This window comes from Shewanella sp. SM69 (assembly GCF_025653985.1).
Taxonomy (GTDB): Bacteria; Pseudomonadota; Gammaproteobacteria; order Enterobacterales; family Shewanellaceae; genus Shewanella; species Shewanella oncorhynchi.
The window spans coordinates 69,951-93,251 of sequence record NZ_JAKKRV010000012.1 but is presented as its reverse complement, the minus strand read 5'-3'; the positions used below and the strand labels follow the sequence as shown (position 1 = coordinate 93,251).

Here is a 23,301-nt window from a genome sequence, read left to right as displayed (position 1 = left end):
CCATGAGAATTGGCGGAAGAACATAGGAGTCGAACCTACCCAGGACTGCTGGCAGCCCTACCCGGATTTGAAATCCGGACGCCTCACCGGAGACGACGTTCTTCCAATAGAAGACTTAGGGATAGTAGAAAATGCGTAAGGATGATTCAAGGCGATTCTTATTTAGTTTATGGGTTTGTGATGCAAGTCTTAAATTGTTATCAAACTAATTGTTTTTATTTGGTTTTATAGTTTTAAAGGGGCGCTATGGAATATCATTCACATGAAGTGGTTACCGAAAGAAACGTAGTCTTGTTAGAACATGGGCACGCATCTGAGCTGACTGACTACTTAGCTAATGAAGTGCGGGTCGCACTGGTCTATAACGGCATAGCGCATACCGTGATGTTGGCGAGTCCTCAAGATTTAGAAGCCTTCGCTATTGGTTTTACGTTATCTGAACGTATCGTTTCCCATATCAATGATATCAAAGGGGTGGAGCTCGAGTTCACCAGTGAAGGCGTGTTGATCCAAGTGGAAATCAACCAAAGATGCTTTATGGAACTCAAGCAACAAAGGCGCAATATGGCGGGGCGCACAGGTTGTGGATTGTGCGGCGTCGCCCAGCTCGAAGAGGCCGTCAAGCCTGTGATGCGGGTGGACTCAGATGCCAGATTCGATATCGAACACTTACAGGTTGCACTTGGGCAAATTCAAGATAATCAACAACATTTTAAGCTGACGGGCGCCACCCATGCGGCCATGGGGCTTAACCATCAAGGACAGATCATCGCCGCCTATGAGGATATAGGCAGGCATATCGCACTAGACAAGCTAATTGGCGCCTTTTCCGCTCACAATGTGGAACGTCCAGTGGCCGTATTGCTCACCAGTCGCGCGAGTTTTGAGATGGTGCAAAAGGCCGCTAGTGCCAATATCCAAATTCTGTTTGCTATGTCCGCCGTGACTTCACTGGCGTTGGAATTAGCAGAGAAAAGCAATATCACGCTTATCGGTTTTTGCCGTAATGGCAGGGCAACGCTTTACACCCACGGTTATCGCCTGTTGGGGCAGCAGTGTGTCAGCTTAGCTAAAGCCATTTAAGCGTGAGGCCACTTGTGATTGAAGTTGTCGAACGACTTCAATCACTCTGGCACACAGGTTATAAGCGCATTGCGCTTATTTTTTATAGTCTCGTTCATTAGGGTAATGACATGACATGGCAACAATTTAAACAAGAATATTTAGTCCGTTTTTGGGCACCTATGCCAGCGGTTATCGCTGCGGGTATCCTTTCTACTTACTATTTTGGTTTGACCGGAACCTTCTGGGCCGTTACTGGGGAATTCACTCGTTGGGGTGGTCATTTACTGCAGTTTTTAGGTGCAGATCCAGAAACATGGGGTTATTTCAAAGTGATAGGTCTGCAGGGCTCTCCTCTAGATCGTATCGACGGCATGATGATTATCGGTATGTTTGGTGGCTGTATTGCTGCTGCGCTTTGGGCCAATAACGTCAAACTGCGTATGCCACAGAGCCGTATCCGTATTGCTCAGGCACTGATCGGCGGCATTATTGCTGGCTTTGGTGCCCGTTTAGCTATGGGTTGTAACCTTGCCGCCTTCTTCACGGGTATTCCTCAGTTCTCTTTACATGCTTGGTTCTTTGCTTTGGCGACTGCGGCAGGCTCTTACTTTGGTGCAAGATTTACCTTACTGCCGATGTTCCGTATTCCGATAAAACTGAAAAAGGTAAATAAAGCGACTTCAATCAAGCAGGACGAAAACCAAGCTAGACGTCGTTTCCGTATCGGTATGCTGGTGTTTGTAGGCATCGTCGGTTGGGGGTTATTGACTATGTTCAATGCGCCTAAACTCGGCATTGCTATGCTCTGTGGTGTTGGTTTTGGTTTATTAATCGAACGGGCGCAAATCTGCTTTACCTCAGCGTTCCGCGATATGTGGATCACTGGTCGTACTCACATGGCGAAGGCGATTATCTTAGGCATGGCGGTCAGTGCGATAGGCATTTACAGCTATGTGCAACTGGGTGTGCCACCTAAGATCATGTGGGCTGGCCCTAATGCGGTGATCGGCGGCTTACTGTTTGGTTTTGGTATTGTACTGGCTGGTGGTTGTGAAACGGGTTGGATGTATCGTGCAGTCGAAGGCCAAGTGCATTTCTGGTGGGTGGGCTTAGGTAACGTGTTGGGTTCAACCTTACTGGCGTATTACTGGGATGATATCGCTCAGCCATTAGCAACGAACTGGGACAAAGTTAATTTACTGACCAGCTTTGGCGATAAAGGCGGATTATTGCTGACCTATGTGCTGCTGGGGCTCTCCTTTGGCGCTATGTTGCTGTGGGAAAAACGTTTCTTTGCTCGTAAGGCGAAGCGGGATGAACAATTGCTAGCGGAGGCGGCGTAATGGCTCAATATATTCCAGATTATCAACTCGATATGGTGGGTGAACCTTGCCCTTATCCCGCAGTGGCTACCCTTGAGGCTATGCCAAAGTTAAAGCCCGGTGAAATTCTCGAGGTGATTAGTGACTGCCCGCAGTCTATTAACAACATTCCCCTCGATGCTAAAAATCATGGTTATAAAGTGCTGGAAATTGAGCAGAATGGTCCGACTATTCGTTATCTGATCCAGCGTTAATCACTGACCTTCGCGATTATGAAAACAAAAAAGCACAAACTTATGTTTGTGCTTTTTACTATTTCCTCAGGAAATATAATTAGCTTCTTCAGTAAAAGTTTCTTTCAGCTAATTGGGCAAATTCAGGATTAGCCTTGGCAATCTACTGGCAAATATTCATCCGGAATACCGTTGCTGCTGCAAACCCAAGTGATATTATTTTGCTCATCAACTTGAGGCGATAAATAGACTTCATAGCCTTGATAATCCCCGAGTGCTTCGCTTCCTATAAAACCGACTATGCCATCTGTGTACAGATTAAATGTCGCAATCTGCTCGTCCGTGAGTCCAAGCACATCCAATTCGGTTGGCCAAGCTTTGTTGGTTTGATAGTAACCGACTAAGATGTCAGTGATCGGTGCCAGTGCTTGATGTTGCTGGTCGATACTGGCGATGGCCAGTGCCGCATCGGGTACATTCAATGCTGCTGGTGTGGCTTCGGTCGTGGTTGGTGCCTCATAACTCGTGGTGGCACCCATTTTCTCTTGATAGTCCCTATACGCTGGCAACGCGACTGCTGCAACAATACCAATAATCGCAGCGAAGATTATCAATCCACCGCCTGCTGTGCCTAAACGTGGCATAAAGAAGCTGAGTACATAGGCCCATGCACTGCGTGATGGCGGTGCATATTCCACTCCTTGTGCTTTGGCTTGGACTCTTGCCATGCGCTTAGTCAACCAAGGATAGCTGCCATTAAGCTCGTGCAGCGACATCCAAAAACCACTCGACTCACTGGCTTGGCGGATATATTGCTCCACATTCATACGTTTCCATTGCTCGACACCAGCGGCTAACACAGCAACGGCATTTGTGGCTGAACGTAAGCTGTTGCAGCAACGTAATCCGTGGAGATCGCAGGTATATTCACAGGCGCGAGAATAAGCCGCACCTACTAAAGGTAACCAAGTGGCAAAGACTAAGAAGGGCGCTTTACCTATATGATTGCGGCGAATATGACCTAACTCGTGGCCGATATAGAAGTTGAGCGCATCTTTATCTGACTCAAGCGCATCCACAATCGATGAAAATAGCACTATATAGTTGCGACCGAGGAAGCGTGTCGCCAGTGCGTTTAACATGCCATCAGCTGCCAATAAGTAAGCGCGTGGTGGCTCGCGCATTTCTAAACGTTCGCAACACGCTAAATATTGTTTATGTAATTCAGGAAATTGCTCTGCATTGATTTCGACAGCCGTGCCTTTTAAGTAGCTGATAAAGGCGGAGTGGCTAAAGAGATAAATAATAAAAAACATCAACACATAGAGCAGCGCCATGCCAAAAGTGCCTATGATCAATGCCGCCCAGACGATCCCAGAAATAATAGCTAACAGAGTGAACAGCGATTTTTCCTTCGAATAGACAATATCTGTCATTTGAATGGGATTCTCGTTCCCTGCGGTAATAACTTGTTCCATGTTGATCCTTTTCCTTGTGAAGAGACAAACGGCGTGAAAGTAGTCAATTTTACTCGAAAATTCAACCACTATCGCGTGCAAAGCAAAAAATTAACCGTTTTGTCATTAGTTTAATCAGCTATGCACAAATTGGAGTAGGTCGATTTCATCAGGATTTTGTGGTTTTTTGGCGCTAGAGAGTCCAATTATGCAGGCGGACACAGATTGGTAAGTGGCTCTTAGTCTCTGGGCATTTTCCTCGCAGCGCACTAGAATTAGGTGTTTTCGCAGCATATCGGCGGAGGGTTAAGTCTTAAGTTAGAACCGAGATAAAAGTAAATCACATCACTATGAGTGCACTTTAAGGCATGCTTCTTCAAGGCATAGTGCTTTGAGTCAGGCTCGGTTAAGCCTATATAGGGTTAGCTATGGCAAGCGTTGAAACAAACCACAGAAATACAAAGGAATTGAGATGGCTAAGTTAACAAATAAGATGATAAGTAATCGATTGGGTTTCAAATGGTACTGTGCCGCAGGCGTGATGGTTAGCGCGTTAAGTGCGGGAGTAATGGCGGCTAATGCACCTTCTTTTGACTGCACGAAAGTGAATGCTGGCAGTATTGAAGACATGGTCTGTAAGGATGCAGGGCTGAACCAACTTGATAATCAGTTAGCTAAGGTTTATAGCCAAGCGCTTGAAAAAGCGAAGAATGAACAACCTCCTACTTTAAAGGCGATGCAACGTGGTTGGGTGAAAGGCCGTAATGAATGCTGGAAGAGCGACGATAAGCACGCGTGTATTGAATCTAGCTATCAAACCCGCATTGCCGAACTGCAGGCACAATATCGTTTAGTCGACATGACCGGCCCAGTGTTTTATGCCTGCGACGGCAATCCAGCTAACGAAGTAGTGGTGACTTATTTTAAAACCGAACCTGCCACCCTGATTGCTGAACATGGTGATAGTACTTCATTAATGTTTGTGCAACCCAGCGGCAGCGGCGCTAAGTATCAAGGCCGCAATGAAAGCCTATGGGAACATCAAGGCGAAGCTAAAGTGGTTTGGGGCTACGAAGCACCAGAAATGACCTGTAAACTGGTGACTAAATAGGATTGATTTAAGGTCGCCATGAAACAAGCTCTCGTGCATATCGCCTTAGTCGTAAGAGATTACGACGAGGCGATTGATTTTTATGTGAATAAATTAAAATTCGAATTAGTCGAAGACACTTATCAAGCCGAGCAAGATAAGCGCTGGGTCGTTGTTGCCCCACCGGGTTCTAAGGGCGCTTCTATCTTGTTAGCGCGTGCGTCTAAGCCTGAGCAGTTCGATTTTATCGGTAATCAGGCGGGTGGGCGGGTGTTTTTATTCTTGAATACCGATGACTTTTGGCGTGATTATCGCCGTATGGTCGCCGATGGCGTGGAGTTTGCGCGCGAGCCGCAAGAACAAGACTATGGCACAGTCGCTGTGTTTAAAGATCTCTACGGTAACTTATGGGATTTACTGCAATTGAACCCGAATCATGTCATGGCTAAGCGAATGAGTTAAGATTCAGTATTTCGTATGAATTACCGCGCAAGCTATTTAATGGAGTCAAACACTGGGAATACTCTTAGTGTTTGACCTCTGTTAAGTTCGTCGAAAATTCTCAGTTATTGATCATTTTTATTAGGGATTCACTGTAAATTTCAATTTATTATTGTGGAACGGATAGATTTTATAATGGATCGGCCAATGCCATTATGTTTTTATTCAAAATTCAATGCCTATCGAATAAATTACTCTTTTGTTCTTATAATTACCTATTCACTTTTTTCGTACTTTAGTATTTAACTCACATTTAAATTAATGAGCGTCAGCTTTTGTTGACAGTTTTATTCGTCACTTATTTGCATAGGCGATTATTGTCACTTAGCTTCTTTAATGTTCTCTAGCTATAAAAATTTAGTCGTGAATAACATTACGTCTAAAGCAAGCTGGCATTTAAAAATAATATTTAATCTGAGTGACTTACTAAAGGAATCTGATAAGTATGAATTTTTTTAAAGTACGTTGCACGGCATTATGGATAGGCCGCGCGTTAAGTGTCTCCGCGATAATAGCGTTACCATCGTTCGCATCTGATATGCCAACAAGTCAGTATCATATTGATGCAGAAGAAATGAAAATGGTAGATATGCCTAGTGTGTTACTGCCATTTAATAATCTGATGTTTTTATATGGCGTAGATGCGTCGCAGTTTGATTTAGCTGACTTTATTTACGTCAATGTTCCTGACTTAATTGATAAAGAAGAGGCGATTACGCATTGGGCTGGATATTATAGTATTAACCCCAAAGTCATACTGACTTTGATGGAAATGCAATCTCAGTTAATTTCGTCTCCGACAGTTGAAGCGCTTAACCGACCTTTGGGAACATTATCGGATAAACAGGGTTTTGAGGAACAACTCCAAGATGTATTGGCTCAGCTATCACAACGTTTTTATGCCTATGAAGAGTCTCAATTAAAAGGCCTATACCCGCCAAGTACCGACGCAGTTAATGCATCGAGTTTCGCATTATTGGCTTTGTTAAACGGTCGTAGGATAGAGCAACAGCAACATGCCGTTATGACGGGTGAGCACGCTTTGGGATTGGACCCATTCATTGAGCAGTTTAGATTATTATTTGGCAATACTGACCGTGAGTTGTTAATGAGTTCAGTTGCTAAAAATCCGCTTGTAGCTGATTCAACTCAGTCGATGCAACAAGTCGTCCCATTGGCGAATATTACCGCGAGTAGTCTGCCACCCAGTAACATGCTGCAAATGCCTTGGCGACAGGGATATTCATGGCAATCCAATGGTGCTCATTCGCATACTGGGTCTGGCTATCCGCTATCATCAATCGATGTATCCTACGATTGGCCACAATGGGGGAGTCCGACTTATTCGGTTGCTTCCGCACATGCTGGGACTGTCAATGTGTTGTCTCGCTGCCAAGTACGGGTGACCAATGCTAACGGCTGGGCGACTAACTATTATCATATGGATCAAATTACAGTGCGTAATGGTCAATATGTAAACCAAAATACCGTGATGGGCATTTATGCAAATAATAAAAATGCAGCCTTGTGTGAAGGTGGGAGTTCAACTGGGCCACATTTGCATTTTTCTTTATTAAAGGATGGCCGCCATGTGTCGTTGCAAGATGTATATTTGGGACAATATAGAATCAACATTGGTAGTTACAACTATGACAATAACTGTAGTCGTTTCAATCTGTTTGATGTAAGTAACAATCGTACAATGTGCGCTTGGGCGCCGCTGTATAATGCTGGAAGTCTCTAATTCATGATAGAAAGCCCCTCAATCGAGGGGCTGATATAATGCGAGGAAACCGTTGGTCGATAAGCTAGCTGAATCCCCAAATTATTTGGATATCCCCCTGCTTTATTTCTTGAATACCGATGGCTTTTTGCGGGATTATCAACGCATGGTCGCCGATGGCGTGGAGTTTGCGCGTGAGCCGCAAGAACAAGACTATGGCACAGTCGCTGTGTTTAAAGATCTCTACGGTAACTTATGGGATTTACTGCAATTGAATGATGAGCATCCTATGGCACACAGGTTAGCGTATCGGGAGTGAGGATTAGAAGTTAACCCCTAATCCTAAGGTGTAGCTGGTATCTCTCGTATTGCCTATCACTGTTTTAGTGTCATTGAAGTCATATTTAAATGACAAATAAATCCGCTGAGTGAGCAGATATTTAAGTCCTACTGTCGAGTTTGAGATGTAATCAATCGAAGGCATATCTGGGAAGGCAATTTGCAGATCGGCATAGGACTCTAAAATGCCACCAAACCAATATTGTTTATAGTTAAGTGAGGCCGCCCAAGCATTTAGTTCTAGTTTAAAGGACTGTTGTTCAAGCCAAAAATGGTTGTAGGTTACGACGAAGTCTAATTTATCGCGCCCAGCACCCCAAAAGCGATAACCAGGACCGAGCGCTGCATAATAGCTATGGCTATCGATGCCGAGTTTATCTTCTTCATAAAAATCTTCCTGACGTAACAGCCAATGCTCATTGAGCAGATAGTCTAATGAATAATGTCCTTCGAGGGTGTTGCGCTTAGTCACGTCATCTTCGGTTTCGTAGCGCACTTCGGTCTTGAGATTATGTCGCCATTGCAAGGTTTCCGCTGTGATATCGCCTTTGATATGTAGCTTCTGACTATTTTTCTTGTTTTTGGTGACATCGAGTGTGGTTTCTACACTACCGTTAAAATTCCAATCTGAGTTTGCATAGTGCTGCGAAAATCTCAACTCACTCACGGGAGTGTGTTGGTTATTAATTAATACCATGCCATGTTCATTAGAGGCTTGAATACTTATGTCCTGTATGGAACGACTGACACTCCAAGGTCTAGGATCTGTGACTTCGAGGCTGAGAATGGCACTGCGTTGAATGGTAATTTTAGGGGTATAACTGGTGTTGATGATGAGATTTTGATCGTTAAACTCTTTAATTTCACCGCTAATTTTATCGCCATTGAGCAAAAAAACTGTGTCGGCATAACACAAGGGGCTGACACTACAGAGCGTAGCAACAAGGTACAATGCTGGATTGGATATCAGATTATGCATCTTGCTCGTGGGCTCAAAATAAAGGGAGAGTAAGTGTTGTCATTCTACTCGAACACAGGCTCTACAAAGCAATAACATTTGATAAAAGTGTTGATAAGGGATTGAAAACGGGTTCGCAATCCCTTACTTCTTTGCCTGTTAGCGTGAGTTAATTTCGGTTATTTTGAGGTTAATGAGCTGCTTCTGCCATTGGGATTTATCTATGCCTTCGACCCAAATGACGCTGCTTTTACGCTGTTCGCCTTTGCGTAGATAGGTCTCAGGCATGCGGAAAATGGCTTCCCACACTTCGAGTTTTTCGGTTTTGAGCAAAGTACCATTATCGGCGAAGAAGCTAGCTTCAACTTCAACTAAGGTAACGTGTTCATTGCTGGTGCTGGCGAGATCGAAGCTGAGTCCGAGTTTGTCGCCTTTCCATTGACCTTCAGCAAAGCTGACTTTGATCCCATCTTTTGCCGTTGAGCCTAATAGCTCAGGTTGGGTAATCGCAGTGGCGGTCAATGTGGTGACTGGCGCAGCAACAGTTTGAGTGGTAACTGCGGCACTTGGGACACTGGCAACATTGCTCGATGCACTTACGGTTGCAGCGGCTAAGGCATTGGGCGCGGCTTTGGTTTCAGTGATCACGTATTCCCAGGTAAAGTCGTCTTTGAGTCTGACTTGGGCGCCATTTTCTAGGGTGATATTGGCTACGTCGGCCGCCATAACCGATGATGTTAGCAATAACAATGAGCTAAGTGCGCTAAGGCGTAATGAAGTGTGCATTAATTTTCTGGCTCCGATATCCGTCTGAGTCAATATTCTGCCCTAACATAAACAATTTGCCGCCTGTTAGTCACTGTCTAAGTCGTGTTTTGATGAATAAAGTGGATTTAAAGGCGAGATTTTAACGCTAGTACAGATTGAGCTAGCTGACTGTGGCACTATTAGATAGGTGTACATGAGCGGTATGCTCAATGAATAAAGTAACAGGAGATTAAGATGCAGATGAAACATGGAATTTATGGCTTAGTGATTGGATTGGCATTTAGCACTGTCACTTTGGCTGCTGAAGCACCGAAAGTGGGTTGCGCGGCGAAATTAGATGCCATTAGTGCCGAACTTGCCCAAGCAAAAGCGGCAGGTAATAAGCATAAAGTCGCGGGACTTGAAAAGGCCTATGACGAAGTTTCAACCCATTGCGACGATGATAGCTTATACGCTGAGCGAGTCGCTAAAGTTGAGGCCTTAGAGGAAAAACTCACTGAGCGCCAAAACGAATTGGCCAAAGCCATAGAAGAAGGTCGTTCTATGGATAAAATCAACAAGAAACGCAATAAAGTCGCCGAAGTCGAGGCTGATCTTGCTAAGGCGCGAGCCGAGCTAACGCAATAAATAGCTCAAGCCCAATCGCTAGGAGCTTAGCCCGCGTAACCTATGCTTAAAATAGTGGATTCTGTGCTGGAGTTATAACCGGCACTCAGTATGAAGTGCTCAGTGATTCGATATCTTAGCCCAGCTTCTGCGCCCCAACGGGTTGTTTTATCTTCTTCCCATGTGGGTTTGCCATCGACAATTTTGGGTGAAATGTTATTCGTGTAAGACACTGTGCTGATATAGCCACTGCCGCCGGCATAAAAGCTTAAATCTGCCGTTAAGCTGTAGCTTAAGCCTAAGCGGAAGAGGCTTTCTTGGCGATAGGATTCCGCGGGTTCTGGCACGATAATATCGGTTTCACGACTGCGGGCATAGCCTAGGTAATAACCCCATTGTTGGTAATTATTATCGAAATGATAGGGGGCGATTGTAATGCCATAGAGATTATCTGTGGCGGGAATATAATCGAGCATGAGAGCGATATAAGGTGCATTGGCAGTTTCGTCTGATTTATCTGGCCTAACTAATTGCTTAGAAGTGCTATATTCGGCCGCTTGAAGCGGTTGGCATAGGCTCAGGAGTCCAATGCTAAGACAGGCTAGCGTATATGAATGACGACACATGGGATGGTTTCCTTAGGGATAGGGGAAATATTGTTCATTTTCCTGTGTGCTGGGTCAATTCAAAATGCTAAAATCTCTTTTAAAATAAGTGTTTGTAAATATTTTGTGTTTTGATTTGAGTGTTTTCTAGGGTGACATTTAACCGAGGTCAACTCGGCAGTTACCTTTGTATGGGTTTGTTGCGCTAGCGCCTACGTTGGAGTGAAATTGTGGATCAGGAAATAAGGCTCGAAATTTCGGCATGGTTAGCGGGCTTTGGGATTGATAGCCAACCCTCTGATGGAATATCGACCACAGTTATGGTCATTGCTTGCTTACTGTTAGCGAGCATCGCTTATTTTATTGTCCGACGCGTGGTGATTCGTGCGGTGAATATGGTAATCCTGCGCTCTAAGGCGACGTGGGACGATGTATTCATGCGTTATAAGGTGCTTGAAAAGCTGGCCATGCTTGTGCCCGCTATCGTACTTAATCTATTAGTGCCAATCGCGCTGACTGAGCATCCACTGCTAAGCGGGCTAGTCGACCGATTACTGAGTATTTGGTTAGTGGTGCTGATTATCCGCGCTATGTATGCAGGTATGGATGCGGTTGATGAAATTTCAGATGTGAATCTGGTGAGTCGGCGCTTGCCTGTTAAGAGTTTCGTACAGTTAACTAAGCTATTTTTATTCTTTGTTGGGATTATCGTTTCTATCTCAATCTTGGCCGATCAATCACCTGTGTACTTCCTCAGCGGCTTAGGTGTGGCAACGGGTTTTGTGATGTTAGTGTTCCGCGACACTATCTTAGGTTTTGTGGCGGGCATTCAGTTAGCGGCTAACCGTATGGTGAGTAAAGGCGACTGGATCCAGATGGACAAATACGGCGCCGACGGTGCGGTAGAAGAAGTCTCGCTGACCACAGTGAAAGTGCGTAATTGGGACAAAACCATCACTATGATCCCTGCTTATGCCTTAGTGTCGGATGCGTTTCGCAACTGGCGGGGTATGTCTGAGTCGGGTGGTCGCAGGATCAAACGCGCGATCAATATCGATATCAACAGCATAAAGTTTTTGACCGAGGAAGAGCGCGAACGGCTCAGTAAGATCAATTGCTTAAAAGAATATTTCCCCGCAAAAATAAATGAAATTCGTGAGGCGAATGCCAGAGTCTCTGACCTTGATATGAAAGTGAATGGTCGCCATTTGACTAACGTTGGCACCTTCCGCGCTTACCTGCAGGAATACCTACAGCGTCACGATAAGGTGCACAAGGATATGACCCTAATGGTGCGGCAGCTCGCGCCAACCACAGAGGGTCTACCGATCGAGATTTATATCTTCACTAACGACACTCGCTGGGCATTTTATGAAGCGATACAAGCGGATATCTTCGACCATGTTTTTGCAATATTGCCTGAGTTTGGTCTGCAGGCGTTCCAAGCGCCCACCGGCAATGATATTCGCAGTTTAAAGTCGGTTAAGGTCGACTAGTTTGATGACTGTCGATGATTATCGATTTAGTTTCGAGAGACAAGAATCGCGGCTAAGGTGATAAATACACCGCCGCTGGTTCTGTCAAACCAATGCAGCTTGTTGCTCGCCTTTAGGCTGGGCGCAAGTACATTGGCCATGCAGGCATAAATCATCACAAAGCTAAAATCCACCACGGCCCAAGTGACTGCAAGAATGGTCAGTTGCGGTAATTGCGGCGCGGAAAGATTGATAAATTGCGGAAACAACGCTGCAAAAAACAGTAAATCCTTCGGATTACTGATCCCCACTAGAAACGCCTGCTTATAAAGCTGCCAAGGCGTACCTTTGCCCTCTGACGGGCTAACTTCAAGGGCTTGACCTTGGTTTTTCGTCAATAACAGCTTAATACCTAAAAATACTAAATAGGCCGCGCCGCACCATTTGAGCAGGGTAAAACCGTATTCTGAGGCGCTAATAATCGCCCCAAGTCCTGCCGCTGACGCCATCATTAAGATTAAAGCGGCGCTAACACTGCCAAGACCAGTCGCTATGCTGCGCATCTTGCCGAAGTGGATCCCATGGGACATAGATAACATAGCGATAGGACCGGGTGAAATCCCAATCAATACAATGGCAAAGAGATAGAGTAACCAAGTTTCGGGTTGCATATTTGCTGCTCTAAATGGAATAAATGTTAATGTTTGGTACTCGCTATAAAATCAGGGATCACCTTGGGATGACGGCCTTTAATGGTGCGATAGAAGCTCAAAATCTCTTGCATGTCGGTCACGATATCGTCACTGGGTTGCAGTGGCGTGCGGATAACGACAGTGCGGCGGCTAAAATCTAAGCCAACGGGTGTAATGGGTACTTGGGCCTTGCTGGCGATATGATAAAAGCCGCACTTCCAGCGCGTCACTGGGCCGCGGGTGCCTTCTGGCGCTAGCGCTAACTTGTAATCGGATTTTGACTCAAACAGCTGCACGGCGGCATCGACTAAGTTGTTGTTCTTGCGCCGATCCACCGGACTGCCGCCAATGGCGCGGAAAAACCAGCCCCAAGGCGGGATAAAGAGTTGGTGTTTGCCGAGAAAGTGAATGCGGATACCTAGGGCGCCACGGGCTAAAATGCCGACAATGAAGTCCCAGTTACTAGTGTGCGGCGCAACTATGATGATGTATTTAGCACAGTCGGGCAGTTGGCCTTCTATCTGCCAGCCTGAAGTGTTAAGTAGCCAACGGCAAAGTGGTGTAAACATAGTTCGGTGCCCAGAGTCGAAAAATTAATAATATCATCAGCTTTTTTAGGTTTAAACTGGCTTAAACAAGATAGTCTGTACTTAATTCGCGATATACCCAAACAACCTCAAGATGCAGGATTCAGCGGTTGATGTTCATGGTAAGGTAACGCATTTTAGACAAGGCTATTTACGGACCTTAATAGCCAGCACGGCCTAAAATGCGTTGCCACATGATCAACATCAGCCGCCGGGACGGAGCGCCTAGGGCACCCCACTTCCGTGTTGCATCAATTCAAAAGGTGGTCGACATTCTTTCATTGAAGCGCCTTGAATTGGTGTACCCTAGACGCTCTGAAACTCGTATCTTGAGGTAGCTTGGGTATAATACAGTTTAACCTGATTGATTGTGGGGGAACGATACTATGTTGAAAAATGGACTATTAAACAAGGTTATCTGGCAGCGTGTTTTTGCGGCGCTGTTACTCTTGCTGACTTGTCATGTTAATGCGGTGCCGACGGATGAAATTACGCAGATGCTCAAAGGCCAAGAAGACGCCTGGAATCGCGGCGATCTCGATGCTTATATGCAAGGCTATTGGAAGAATGATCAACTGCGTTTTGTCTCTAATGGTAAGTTTCGTTTTGGCTGGGAAGAAACTCTCGCTGCCTATAAGAAAAATTATCCAAATAAAGAAGCGCTTGGTGAACTGAAGTTCACTATCAAAGAAATCAAAATGCTCAGTAATTACGCCGCTATGGTTGTTGGGCGCTGGGATTTACGGCGGATAAAAGATGCCCCAACGGGTGTGTTTACTCTGTTGATTGAAAAAATCGACGATCGTTGGGTGATCACTATGGACCACAGTTCAGACTAAACCGTGTCCTTTACACTCAGTGCTGCACTGCAGTTCAAATTAGATTTGCGATAATAAACAGTCTGGTTTGGCTGGCGGCTCGGCGGGCAGGGTTAAATGGAAATCCTGCTGTCCAAGCTGTCTACCTTTGCCATCGTATCTCACTTCGGTGAAATGCATACCGCCCTCAGCATCTTCAAGCAGAATGCTGGTGGAGCGGGTGCCATAGTCGGGGTGACGAATATAAATCGCAGCTAAACGCCGTTCCCACTCGATCCCGACTCCCGTATTAGGCAGCTCATTATCTTGCGGCTGGGAATCGTCTTTCATTAGTTGTAACAGTACTTGCACTTCTATACTGCTGGACTGGCTGATTGCCGCTTCTAATGCCTGCTGTCCCTTCGCCATTTTCGGCCAAATATCATCGAGTGCACCATTGCTAATGGCATGAAATCCATCGGCAAGTTTTACTGTGTCTTTATTGATACTGTTAAAACAATATAAGTCAGTACCTTGGCCGAAAATGAGATTGAACGGCTGATAATTGTCGCTATGTTCAACGAGCCAATTAGGGCACACGAGCGACCCTGAGTTGAGCGTCATAGTAATTAGCTCGCCACGACTACGCATGGCTTCAGGGTTCTTTTGCGGAACGCGCAGATTGGTTACGCCAGCGATTTGTCCTTGTTTATTGATGCCAAACCAAGTGCCACCGGCCTGCAGATCTTTACCCGCGAGTATGTTTTCTTCCGGCGGCCAAAAATGCGCTGGCGCAGTTGGTCTATGATGAAACTCATCGCGGTTGGCACAGATGATTAAGGGATACTTAGGATGGGCATTAATGGCGACAAAGAGTATGCACATAGCAGGCTAAATTAATCCAAAGGTAGATTAACTTAGCCTGTCTGCTCACAAATGAACAGCGTTAGTGGTGCGAGTGCTTATCTGTTTTTGCGTGTTCATGTGCATGTTTATCGGCACTAGGTGTCACAACAGGTTTCTGCTTGTCTGTGTGCGAAGCGCTAGATTCATGAGTATGTGTATTCTCGTGGGAATGGTTATGGGCGTGACTGTGCGAATGACTATGCGCATGAACTGCAGGTTTGCTGAGCATTAAGCGGCGTAAAAATTTACGTGGACCTAAGCGCAGTAAGCTGGCGGCAAACAACCCTGAGAGGATCAGTAATGCAATTAAGTTTACGACTTCAGGCAAGGTAAATAAGGAGAACCATAGTGGCAAGCGTAATGCTGCGGCTAAGCTCAGCGCAATAATACTCAGTAATATAGCCCTTTGCGTCCATGTCATTAACTTAAGCTGAGCTATGTTGAGCACAGGTGCTGCAATCAGCGGCATCATAATCGCGATAGGATTCCAGCCACTATAAGCCAGTGCAAGAGCGAGTACGGCGGCGCCTAAGTTGCAGAAACGCATAGGTAAAAATACAAGCAATAGCACAACAACCTGTAGCAATGGATTGCTTAAGGGCATTGAAGGGTGGCCAATTAAATTCACTAATACTAGGCTGAGTAAAATCCAAGGTGCGCTGCGATCGACTAAATGAGCAAAGCCGAAACGCAGTGAACTACTGGGTAATTTAGTGTGTGGATCGGTAATGGTGACGTTAGCATGGCTTAAATATGCACTCAGAATAAACACTACAAGCAATTGGAATAACGCTAACCAAGGACCAAGAAGTAGAGCTGTGATCACTAAGGCTTCAGGCCCAGCTAAGCGTTGGAACCAGCGACGGGCTAAACTGCTATCCTGCGGCGTCAAACCTAATTTAAAGCGCAGCGCAGCCGCACCATAGCTCAGCAGCAACACGGGTGCGAGCTTTAATAGCCAAGTTATTAATTGCTCTGTGCTGTGATCATGGTGGGCATGTTCGTGGCCGCCTGAATCCATTAATAGCAGCATCACGAGTAAACCGATGCCGAGCAAACTACCTATGCCAGCTTGGTATTCATATTTGCCTTGCGTATCACTTTCATGCTGACCATGGGGTTGATGTAGTACCACATGCAGAATTGTGCCTGTAATAAAGGCTTGTAAGTAGACAGTGTCATCGATATTTAAATAAGGAAGTAGTTGCTCACCGGCGAAATAGCCTATGCCTGTAAATAGCATCTGGGCTGCAAAGATCATGAGTGTCCAACGTGTTCCGAGATGGGGTTTAAGTATCCACCATACTGCAAAACCGACGGGTAATTGGTGGAGTATGACACCAAGAGCTAGCAGAATGGAGTTATCGTCTTGCTGCGCCAAAACCATAGCGGTGCCATCGGTGATGGTATGCAGTAATAAGCCACCAATACCCAAGAAAAGCGTAAAATTATGGGTGACTTCTGAATAACGGTGAAATAGGCGTTCGCTGGCGGTAGGCCCCCAGATGCCGAGGAGTACAAAGACGATCGCAAGCATGCCACCATGCTCGAGTAATTCTGGCAAGATGTGGATCAGCACTAATCCGCCTAATGAGACGAATATAAAACCATCGAGCCCCTTTTGTAAGCCACTACTCGATGAGAAGTAGCGATAAAACAGAGGGCCAATTAAGAGTGCGATACAGCTAGCAAGAAGATAGAGCATGGATTCCACTGAAAATTTGCTGAAAAAACGCCATAGTATACCAGCTGTAAAGCAAAGTGAGCAGTGACTTGCAGGCAATTTACTCAACTGACATTTTATACTGTGTTTTGAAGGGGAGAATTTTATTCACTTTGGCCATTCTGCGGAGAAATTTTCGGATCTAACTCGAGAAAAGGTACTATACCCAAGCTACCTGAAGATGCGAGTTTCAGAGCGCCTAGGGTGCTTCAATTCAAGGCGCATCAATGACAGAATGTCGGCCACCTTTTGAATTGTTGCAACACGGAAGTGGAGCTCCCTAGGCGCTCCGTTCCGGCGGGTTGTAACGTACTTTATGCCGTGTTGGTTATTTTTAACTTAGCCCACTAGGTCCGCAAATAACCGCCTTGCCTAAAGTGCGTTACATTCCCGCTGAATCCTGCATCTTCAGGTTGTTTGGGTATATAATATCGGCTTATGTTGACTTGGGTGTTGATACGTTAAATGGATATATTTTCTGCTGCGGTAATGTTGTTTCTGATCATGGACCCTTTGGGTAATTTGCCGATTTTCGCATCGATTCTGCGACATATTGATCCCAAGAAACGTCGTAAGGTACTGATCCGCGAATTACTTTTCGCCTTAGTGATCATGTTGTCTTTCCTTTATGCGGGTGAAGCCATTTTAAGTTTCTTAAATCTTCGTTCCGAATCTGTGAGTATTGCAGGCGGTATTATTCTGTTTTTGATCGCGATTAAGATGATTTTCCCCCAACCCGGTGGTGTCGTTGGATTAGCCGCGGGAGAAGAGCCTTTTATCGTGCCTATGGCTATTCCCTTGATGGCTGGCCCATCGATTCTTGCAGCCTTGATTTTACTAGCGCATACCGATAGCTCACGTATGGGCGATTGGACCATAGCGTTAGTGTCAGCTTGGGGGGCGAGTGCGGTGATCTTAATGTTTTATAAACTTTTCACCCGTGTGCTGGGGGAAAAGGGGCTCACAGCGGTCGAGCGTTTGATGGGTATGGTGCTGGTCATGATCTCAGTGCAAATGTTCCTCGACGGTATTTCAAACTATCTGAAAACCGCTGGCTAACTTTATCTAGTTTGATCAAAACGAAACCGTATTAACGTTGTTAATGCGGTTTTTTTATGGCTGAGATTTGGCTTGGAATTGGGTCAGCACAGAGGTTTGCTGAATATTTGCTGACAAAAGTGCAAATCTTACCTGCGAACAGGTGTATCAAGTTGTTACTGAGGTGCAGTGCTGCTAATGTCAAAAACTCTGTCTCTATCACTTGAAGACGGATAAACCCTGAGTAGGTTACTAATTAAAGGCAATTTGTCTTAATACAAAGAGACACTAGTCTTAATAAATAGAATGGCGTAAACGGCGTTAGCTGTTACAGAAGGATGTTAAAAATGCGAAGTACAAAAGGCGTAACAGCGTTTGGACTGATGTTGGCATTGATTAGCGGCGCGAGTATTGCCGCTCCGAATCATACGCCTGCAGATGCGGGTGTGATTAATAAAGATCGAATTTTATATTGGTTGATTAAGCGTGGCGAAGTGGCCGTCGATGACAGTGATAGCGTAAAGCAGGAGGCGATAGAAGCTTATATTCATCGCGCCACTTTGGCACAACCCAAAGCGCCGCGCATCGAAGTTGAAGCTGAACATGCGCGTCTACAAAGAGCTAAGTCATCACAAATGATGCGCTCATCCGCACAGCGTTTACAGGCCGATGCGGATGTAAAGAAAACCGTAAAAGTGCTCACGGTATTAGTGGATTTTGCTGATCTAAAACATGATAACAATGGCTTAAAAGCGGGGGATACAGACATGTATTACCCGAGTTATCCTGCGTCCCACTACAAGGAATTACTCTTTTCGCCTACGGGCTTCAAAGGTCCACAGGGGCAGACGTTAGATTCGGGGTATCAATATTATCAAGCGGTTTCTGGGCAAACCTTCTCCTTTACTGGGGATGTGAAGGGCTGGTATATCGCCTCGCAAAATGCCGAATACTATGGTGTTAATGATCCAGATACCCGTAGTGATTCACAGGTCGAACAATTGGTTAAAGAAGCCGTATCTCAAGCTGTTGCAAATATGTCTGCAGCTGAGTTGGCGAGTTATGATGTTGAAGACCAAAATGATTTGAACAATAACGGTAATTACGATGAGCCCGATGGCATTATCGACCATGTGATGATTTTCCACTCTAGCGTAGGCGAAGAGGTCGGCGGCGGAAAACTAGGATCGAGTGCGATATGGTCGCATCGATATTATGTCGACCAAGCAACCAATGGTTATGCGCTTCCTGGTACGAACAAAAAAGTATTCGGTTATACAATCCAGCCTATCGATGCGGCAACGGGCGTGTGTACCCACGAGTTTGGCCATGATTTAGGTCTGCCTGATGAGTACGATACCTCTGAAAATGATAAGAAAGACGGCTCGCCTGTGGGGCTATGGTCTTTAATGTCTGGTGGTAGTTGGGCTGGTGCTATTCCTGGCGCTCAGCCGAGTGGTTTTAGTCCTTATGCTCGATCTTATCTACAGAAAAGATACAAAGGTAAGTGGTTAAATGAACGTGAAATTTCCTTAGATAGCATTCCCAAATCAGGCATGGAAGTGACGTTGAATGAGGCGGTTAATCATCAGGCGGTTAATCAGATCTCTATTCCGCTCCCTCTTGTGTTAATTCCTTTTAAAACACCTTATCAGGGCAGTTATCAGTACTATTCTGGCCAAGGAAATATGCTGAATAACAGCATGAATTTTAATGTTAATTTACCTGCAGTAACAACAGATAAACTGATTCTGAGTATGAAGGCTAGTTGGAGTATTGAGCCTAACTATGACTACATGCAGGTGAAAGTGGATGGTGTGGCCATTGCGGGTAATTACACTAAGTCGAACAATGCAATGAATAGTGCTCGTCATATCATCACTGGTGAATCGTCTGCGCTTGCTCTGGCGGAAGGTCGTGATGCTTGGGTAACATTAGAATATGATTTATCAGCATATTCTGGAAAATCTGTTGCTGTCGAAATCAACTATGTCACCGATGATTATACCTCTGAGTCAGGGATCGCTATTGATAACATCAGCGTTAAACAAAATACCACTGAGTTATATAGTGATAACGCTGAAGTCGCGGATAAAATGACGTTTTACGGCTATAGTCGGATTAAGGATTCTCGTCCGGATCCCAAATCTCAGTCTCGTTATATTATCCAGCTGCGTAGCCATAATAGTGTCGATGCGGGTTTGAAAGCAAAAAGCTTTGATCCCGGAGTTTTACTCTGGTTAGAAAATTTTAGCTACAGTGACAATAACGTTTCAGACCACGCTGGCTATGGCTTGATTGGCGTGATTGATGCTGACCAGAATATGATTGGCACTCGCTCTACCGACGTACAAATTCGTGATGCGGCCTTTAGTACAGTAAATCAAACCTTCTATTTGGAGGACAATCATCGCGATGCTGTCAGCCTGTTCGATGACAGTTTTGATTACAGCGCGCCACTACAGCCACAGTCAGGTATGGTGTTGCAGCAGCTAGGGTTGACAATGCAGGTACTATCTCAAGCCAGCAACAATAGTACTGCGGTTATTCGTCTTGCTAATGCGAACTCTGATGCTATAGCGCCGTTAACTGTCAGTTTTACTAATACTGTCAACCAATTAGCAGTAAGCTTCACCAGTAATATTGATGGTGGTATGGGAGTATTAACCTACACTTGGGATTTTGGTGATGGCACGACAAGCACTGTCACGGCGCCAACCCATACCTATGCGAAGGCGGGCACTTATACTGTGAAGCTTACAGTGACAGATGCGCAAAATACTAAGGCGATTAGCAGTTCGACGGTAACGGTTGTTGCACCTGTTACGCCTCCAGTAACTCCGCCGGCCAGTGAGAGTTCAGGTGGCGGCAGCTTAGGCTGGTTAAGCCTTGCCTTTCTTAGCTTATTGACTTGGCGCCGCCAGTTAAATGTGCACTAAGTTAAATGTCCACTAAGTTGATTGTTTGAAACCCGAACAAAAATGCCTCTGATCTAGAGGCATTTTTTATCTGTCTTGAGGCTAAATTCTGACTAAGCTTTGGATGAAGTCTAAAGTTTACAACTGACGGATAGCTTGCTCGGCCGCTGGCAGAAAGATTTCGCTGACGATCATTTCATGCTCACCGTGATGGAAATAGCGGCGGCGTCCCCAGAGTGCATGTTCGACACTTTGATCTAAACTTTCAGCTAAGTGGGCAAGGCGACTACAGGTTTCGAAACTGGCAACTTCGATTCTACCGGGGATGAAATTATCTTGGCTAAACAGTAATTCACCTAAGGGGCGAGTACCCAAACTAAGGAAATCCATTTTGCGCTCGGCCATTAATTTTTCAGGGATCAAGGTTCTGGCAAATACCCAAGGTATCGAGTCGAGGCAAAGCAAGACTTCACGGATCCATACAGCACCTTGCTGGGGATATTCGCCCTCTAAGGGAGCATGCAGTCCTTCGCCTAGTATCTTTACTTCAAATTGAGCGCAGCAAGTTTTGAGTTTTTGCGTTAGGCTGCCAGTGGCAAGCAACCATTCTTTCAAGGGCGATTTGGGGAGTTTGTCGGCTAGATCGGCTGAAAACCACTGAATAGATTCACCATAGGGAAAGCTTAAGCTAGTCACATTCATTAAATACTCGTTACAATATAAACAAACGTCGGCAGTCTAGCATGTCGCGACGCGAGCATATATACCCAAGCTACTTCCAGATACGGATACTGCATCTTCAGGTTGTTTGGCTATATAGATTGGGAAGTTTCTTCCATTACCATTATTGTTTTAGGGAGCCGTAAGTCGCTATGAAAAAATTACTCTCAGTCTGTCTTATCCTGTTTACAAGTGTTTTCAGTGTTTATGCGGCCGATGAAAAAGAAGCTGCACCTGCAGCAGCAACCCCACCGACGGGTGAGTATGCCTACTATGGTTTCGAACCCGAAATTGTCACTAACTACATTTCTAATCGCAAGAAATTGGGTTTTGTGAAGATTAGCGTTGAGTTAATGGTAAAGAGTCCAGATGATCTAGTGACAATTGAGCTCCATAATCCATTATTGCGAGCCGCAATTGTTGAAGTGTTAGGCAATCAATCGGAAGAGAAGATTAAGTCGCTCACGGGTCGTGAAGAGATTCGTCGTGAGTGCTTTGAAATGGTCAATAATTTGATCACTAAAGAAGCTGGTAAACCCTTGATCGTAAACTTATTGTTCACCTCTTATCTGTACGATTAATTTACTGCCCCATTCCATGGGCTGACTCAGGTCGGCCCATTGCGTTACAAGAGCTATTATGTCAAAACCTGCCGTTAAACCCGTCCAATTAGTGACTGCGAAACGCCTAACGAGTACAGCCAACATTGGTCATGCAAAAACTAAAGCACCAAAGCAGGCTAGAACTGAGGTGAAAGGCAAAGTGAAGTCGGTCAAAAACAGGCCTAGTGCTGAGATCAAAAAAGCTTTGCATCCTCGAAATGTACACTTGAACGGCTATGATTTTCCGGCGCTGGTGAGTTCATTCCCTAAGCTAAAAGCCTTTGTTCGACCCACGCCTTATGGGGCTTTATCGGTCGATTTTGCCGATCCGTTAGCAGTTAAAATCCTTAATGCGGCGCTACTGAAACACCATTATGGGATTGAATCTTGGGATATTCCTGATGGAGCGTTATGTCCTCCTATTCCCGGTCGAGTCGATTATTTGCATTATTTAGCAGACCTTCTAGCCGAAGGCGATGATGTATTTGCCTTGGATAAAACTAGGGTATTAGATATCGGCACTGGCGCGAACGGTATTTATCCCATATTGGGTTGCCAAGTATACGGTTGGCAATTTGTCGCCTCGGATATTAATGCCCATTCACTCAGTAATGTGCAGAGTATTATTGAGCAAAACCCAGTGCTGCAAGGGCAGATAAGTTTACGATTACAGCCAAATGACAAGGCGGTCTTCAAGGGAATCATTCAAGCCGGAGAATGTTTTGCGTTAACCCTGTGCAATCCGCCATTTCATGCCTCTATGGCTGAGGCGAGCGAAGGTACAAAGCGTAAGATGAATAATCTGCAGCTCAATCGGGGTGGCTTGGTAAAGGTTGCACCTAAGCTGAATTTCGGCGGCCAAGCGGCTGAGCTTTGGTGCCAAGGTGGTGAACGACAGTTTTTAGCGACTATGATCCGTGAGAGCCAAATGTTTGCAGATCAATGCTTATGGTTTACCAGTCTAGTGTCGAAGAAGGAAAACCTGAAACCTTGTTATCAAGCCTTAGCGCAGTTGAACGTCGATACTGTGAAAACGATTGAGATGCAGCAGGGTAATAAAATTACGCGGGTTTTGGCGTGGAGCTTCCAGTCTGCAGCTAAGCGCAAAATCTGGCGCGGTGAACACTTAGCCCGTTAAGGCTTTTTGGGTATGACCCAATTAAGTACTATTAACAA

The 23,301-nt window shown here is 45.3% G+C and carries 22 protein-coding genes, 1 tRNA gene and 1 pseudogene; 14 read left to right on the top strand and 10 right to left on the bottom strand.

Annotated features, from left to right (window positions below; all coding sequences use genetic code 11):
• Positions 1–10: 10 nt before the first annotated feature.
• Positions 11–105: transfer RNA gene (locus tag L5M37_RS16250), tRNA-Sec, on the bottom strand.
• Positions 106–246: 141 nt separating this feature from the next.
• Here L5M37_RS16250 and fdhD point away from each other — a divergent pair.
• The 3 genes from fdhD (at position 247) to yedF (ending at position 2,641) form a co-directional block, all read left to right on the top strand.
• Positions 247–1,083, top strand: coding sequence for a formate dehydrogenase accessory sulfurtransferase FdhD (gene fdhD, locus L5M37_RS16245; RefSeq protein ID WP_219254663.1), 837 nt, complete (start codon positions 247–249; stop codon positions 1,081–1,083).
• 110 nt (positions 1,084–1,193) lie between these two features.
• Positions 1,194–2,408 (top strand): selenium metabolism membrane protein YedE/FdhT, encoded by a 1,215-nt coding sequence (gene yedE, locus L5M37_RS16240; protein ID WP_263164090.1) that lies wholly within the window; start codon positions 1,194–1,196, stop codon positions 2,406–2,408.
• On the top strand, positions 2,408–2,641 hold the full coding sequence (gene yedF, locus L5M37_RS16235; protein ID WP_107946196.1) for a sulfurtransferase-like selenium metabolism protein YedF: 234 nt from the start codon (positions 2,408–2,410) through the stop codon (positions 2,639–2,641). Before yedE ends, yedF begins: the two co-directional genes overlap by 1 nt.
• A gap of 128 nt (positions 2,642–2,769) precedes the next feature.
• Here the strand turns inward: yedF and L5M37_RS16230 are convergent, their stop codons facing one another.
• The gene (locus L5M37_RS16230) at positions 2,770–4,098 is read right to left on the bottom strand and encodes a M48 family metallopeptidase (protein WP_263201214.1); all 1,329 of its coding nucleotides are present in this window, start codon (positions 4,096–4,098) and stop codon (positions 2,770–2,772) included.
• A 451-nt stretch (positions 4,099–4,549) separates the two neighbouring features.
• On the opposite strand from L5M37_RS16230, the gene L5M37_RS16225 reads away from it, so the two are divergent.
• The 4 genes and pseudogenes from L5M37_RS16225 to L5M37_RS16210 form a co-directional block, all read left to right on the top strand.
• Positions 4,550–5,188, top strand: coding sequence for an MliC family protein (locus L5M37_RS16225; protein WP_131524607.1), 639 nt, complete (start codon positions 4,550–4,552; stop codon positions 5,186–5,188).
• 18 nt (positions 5,189–5,206) lie between these two features.
• On the top strand, positions 5,207–5,629 hold the full coding sequence (locus L5M37_RS16220) for a VOC family protein (RefSeq protein WP_006083714.1): 423 nt from the start codon (positions 5,207–5,209) through the stop codon (positions 5,627–5,629).
• A gap of 484 nt (positions 5,630–6,113) precedes the next feature.
• Complete coding sequence (locus tag L5M37_RS16215) at positions 6,114–7,412, top strand: M23 family metallopeptidase (RefSeq protein WP_263201213.1); 1,299 nt, start codon at positions 6,114–6,116, stop codon at positions 7,410–7,412.
• A 106-nt stretch (positions 7,413–7,518) separates the two neighbouring features.
• A pseudogene (locus tag L5M37_RS16210) lies at positions 7,519–7,710 on the top strand (VOC family protein); the annotation flags it as partial.
• Between the two features lie 3 nt (positions 7,711–7,713).
• On the opposite strand, the gene L5M37_RS16205 reads toward L5M37_RS16210, so the two are convergent.
• Positions 7,714–8,709 (bottom strand): DUF481 domain-containing protein, encoded by a 996-nt coding sequence (locus L5M37_RS16205; RefSeq protein WP_263201212.1) that lies wholly within the window; start codon positions 8,707–8,709, stop codon positions 7,714–7,716.
• Positions 8,710–8,847: 138 nt separating this feature from the next.
• On the bottom strand, positions 8,848–9,474 hold the full coding sequence (locus tag L5M37_RS16200) for a DUF3157 family protein (RefSeq protein WP_263201211.1): 627 nt from the start codon (positions 9,472–9,474) through the stop codon (positions 8,848–8,850).
• 216 nt (positions 9,475–9,690) lie between these two features.
• Here L5M37_RS16200 and L5M37_RS16195 point away from each other — a divergent pair, with 216 nt between their 5' ends.
• Positions 9,691–10,083 carry a DUF1090 domain-containing protein gene (locus L5M37_RS16195; RefSeq protein WP_105250960.1) on the top strand — a complete coding sequence of 131 codons (393 nt, stop codon included), beginning with the start codon at positions 9,691–9,693 and terminating at the stop codon, positions 10,081–10,083.
• Positions 10,084–10,109: 26 nt separating this feature from the next.
• Here L5M37_RS16195 and L5M37_RS16190 read toward each other — a convergent pair whose 3' ends face one another.
• The gene (locus L5M37_RS16190; RefSeq protein WP_105250961.1) at positions 10,110–10,688 is read right to left on the bottom strand and encodes a hypothetical protein; all 579 of its coding nucleotides are present in this window, start codon (positions 10,686–10,688) and stop codon (positions 10,110–10,112) included.
• A 209-nt stretch (positions 10,689–10,897) separates the two neighbouring features.
• Between L5M37_RS16190 and L5M37_RS16185 the strand changes: the two genes are divergently transcribed.
• Positions 10,898–12,163 carry a mechanosensitive ion channel family protein gene (locus L5M37_RS16185; protein ID WP_113941257.1) on the top strand — a complete coding sequence of 422 codons (1,266 nt, stop codon included), beginning with the start codon at positions 10,898–10,900 and terminating at the stop codon, positions 12,161–12,163.
• Positions 12,164–12,189: 26 nt separating this feature from the next.
• On the opposite strand, the gene L5M37_RS16180 is transcribed toward L5M37_RS16185, so the two are convergent.
• Complete coding sequence (locus L5M37_RS16180) at positions 12,190–12,813, bottom strand: LysE family translocator (protein ID WP_263201208.1); 624 nt, start codon at positions 12,811–12,813, stop codon at positions 12,190–12,192.
• Between the two features lie 26 nt (positions 12,814–12,839).
• The gene (locus L5M37_RS16175) at positions 12,840–13,403 is read right to left on the bottom strand and encodes a lysophospholipid acyltransferase family protein (protein ID WP_263201206.1); all 564 of its coding nucleotides are present in this window, start codon (positions 13,401–13,403) and stop codon (positions 12,840–12,842) included.
• Between the two features lie 404 nt (positions 13,404–13,807).
• On the opposite strand from L5M37_RS16175, the gene L5M37_RS16170 reads away from it, so the two are divergent.
• Positions 13,808–14,260, top strand: a complete 453-nt coding sequence (locus L5M37_RS16170; RefSeq protein WP_113941260.1) for a YybH family protein — start codon at positions 13,808–13,810, stop codon at positions 14,258–14,260.
• A 39-nt stretch (positions 14,261–14,299) separates the two neighbouring features.
• Here L5M37_RS16170 and L5M37_RS16165 read toward each other — a convergent pair whose 3' ends face one another.
• Together L5M37_RS16165 and L5M37_RS16160 are read right to left on the bottom strand one after the other, a co-directional pair.
• Positions 14,300–15,103: an NRDE family protein gene (locus tag L5M37_RS16165; protein ID WP_113941261.1), complete on the bottom strand. Its 804-nt coding sequence runs from the start codon at positions 15,101–15,103 to the stop codon at positions 14,300–14,302.
• Positions 15,104–15,164: 61 nt separating this feature from the next.
• A complete protein-coding gene (locus L5M37_RS16160; protein WP_263201204.1) occupies positions 15,165–16,829 on the bottom strand; it encodes a ZIP family metal transporter in 1,665 nt (554 codons plus the stop codon).
• Positions 16,830–17,312: 483 nt separating this feature from the next.
• Between L5M37_RS16160 and L5M37_RS16155 the strand changes: the two genes are divergently transcribed.
• Together L5M37_RS16155 and L5M37_RS16150 are read left to right on the top strand one after the other, a co-directional pair.
• The gene (locus L5M37_RS16155) at positions 17,313–17,906 is read left to right on the top strand and encodes a YhgN family NAAT transporter (RefSeq protein WP_011848195.1); all 594 of its coding nucleotides are present in this window, start codon (positions 17,313–17,315) and stop codon (positions 17,904–17,906) included.
• Positions 17,907–18,232: 326 nt separating this feature from the next.
• A complete protein-coding gene (locus L5M37_RS16150; protein WP_263201202.1) occupies positions 18,233–20,824 on the top strand; it encodes an immune inhibitor A domain-containing protein in 2,592 nt (863 codons plus the stop codon).
• A gap of 117 nt (positions 20,825–20,941) precedes the next feature.
• On the opposite strand, the gene L5M37_RS16145 is transcribed toward L5M37_RS16150, so the two are convergent.
• A complete protein-coding gene (locus L5M37_RS16145) occupies positions 20,942–21,505 on the bottom strand; it encodes a chorismate--pyruvate lyase family protein (protein ID WP_131525672.1) in 564 nt (187 codons plus the stop codon).
• A 170-nt stretch (positions 21,506–21,675) separates the two neighbouring features.
• Between L5M37_RS16145 and L5M37_RS16140 the strand changes: the two genes are divergently transcribed.
• Entirely contained in the window at positions 21,676–22,104 is a 429-nt protein-coding gene (locus L5M37_RS16140; RefSeq protein ID WP_105250969.1) for a flagellar basal body-associated protein FliL, read from the top strand.
• A 58-nt stretch (positions 22,105–22,162) separates the two neighbouring features.
• On the top strand, positions 22,163–23,263 hold the full coding sequence (rlmF, locus tag L5M37_RS16135) for a 23S rRNA (adenine(1618)-N(6))-methyltransferase RlmF (protein ID WP_263201200.1): 1,101 nt from the start codon (positions 22,163–22,165) through the stop codon (positions 23,261–23,263).
• The last annotated feature ends 38 nt before the right edge of the window (positions 23,264–23,301 follow it).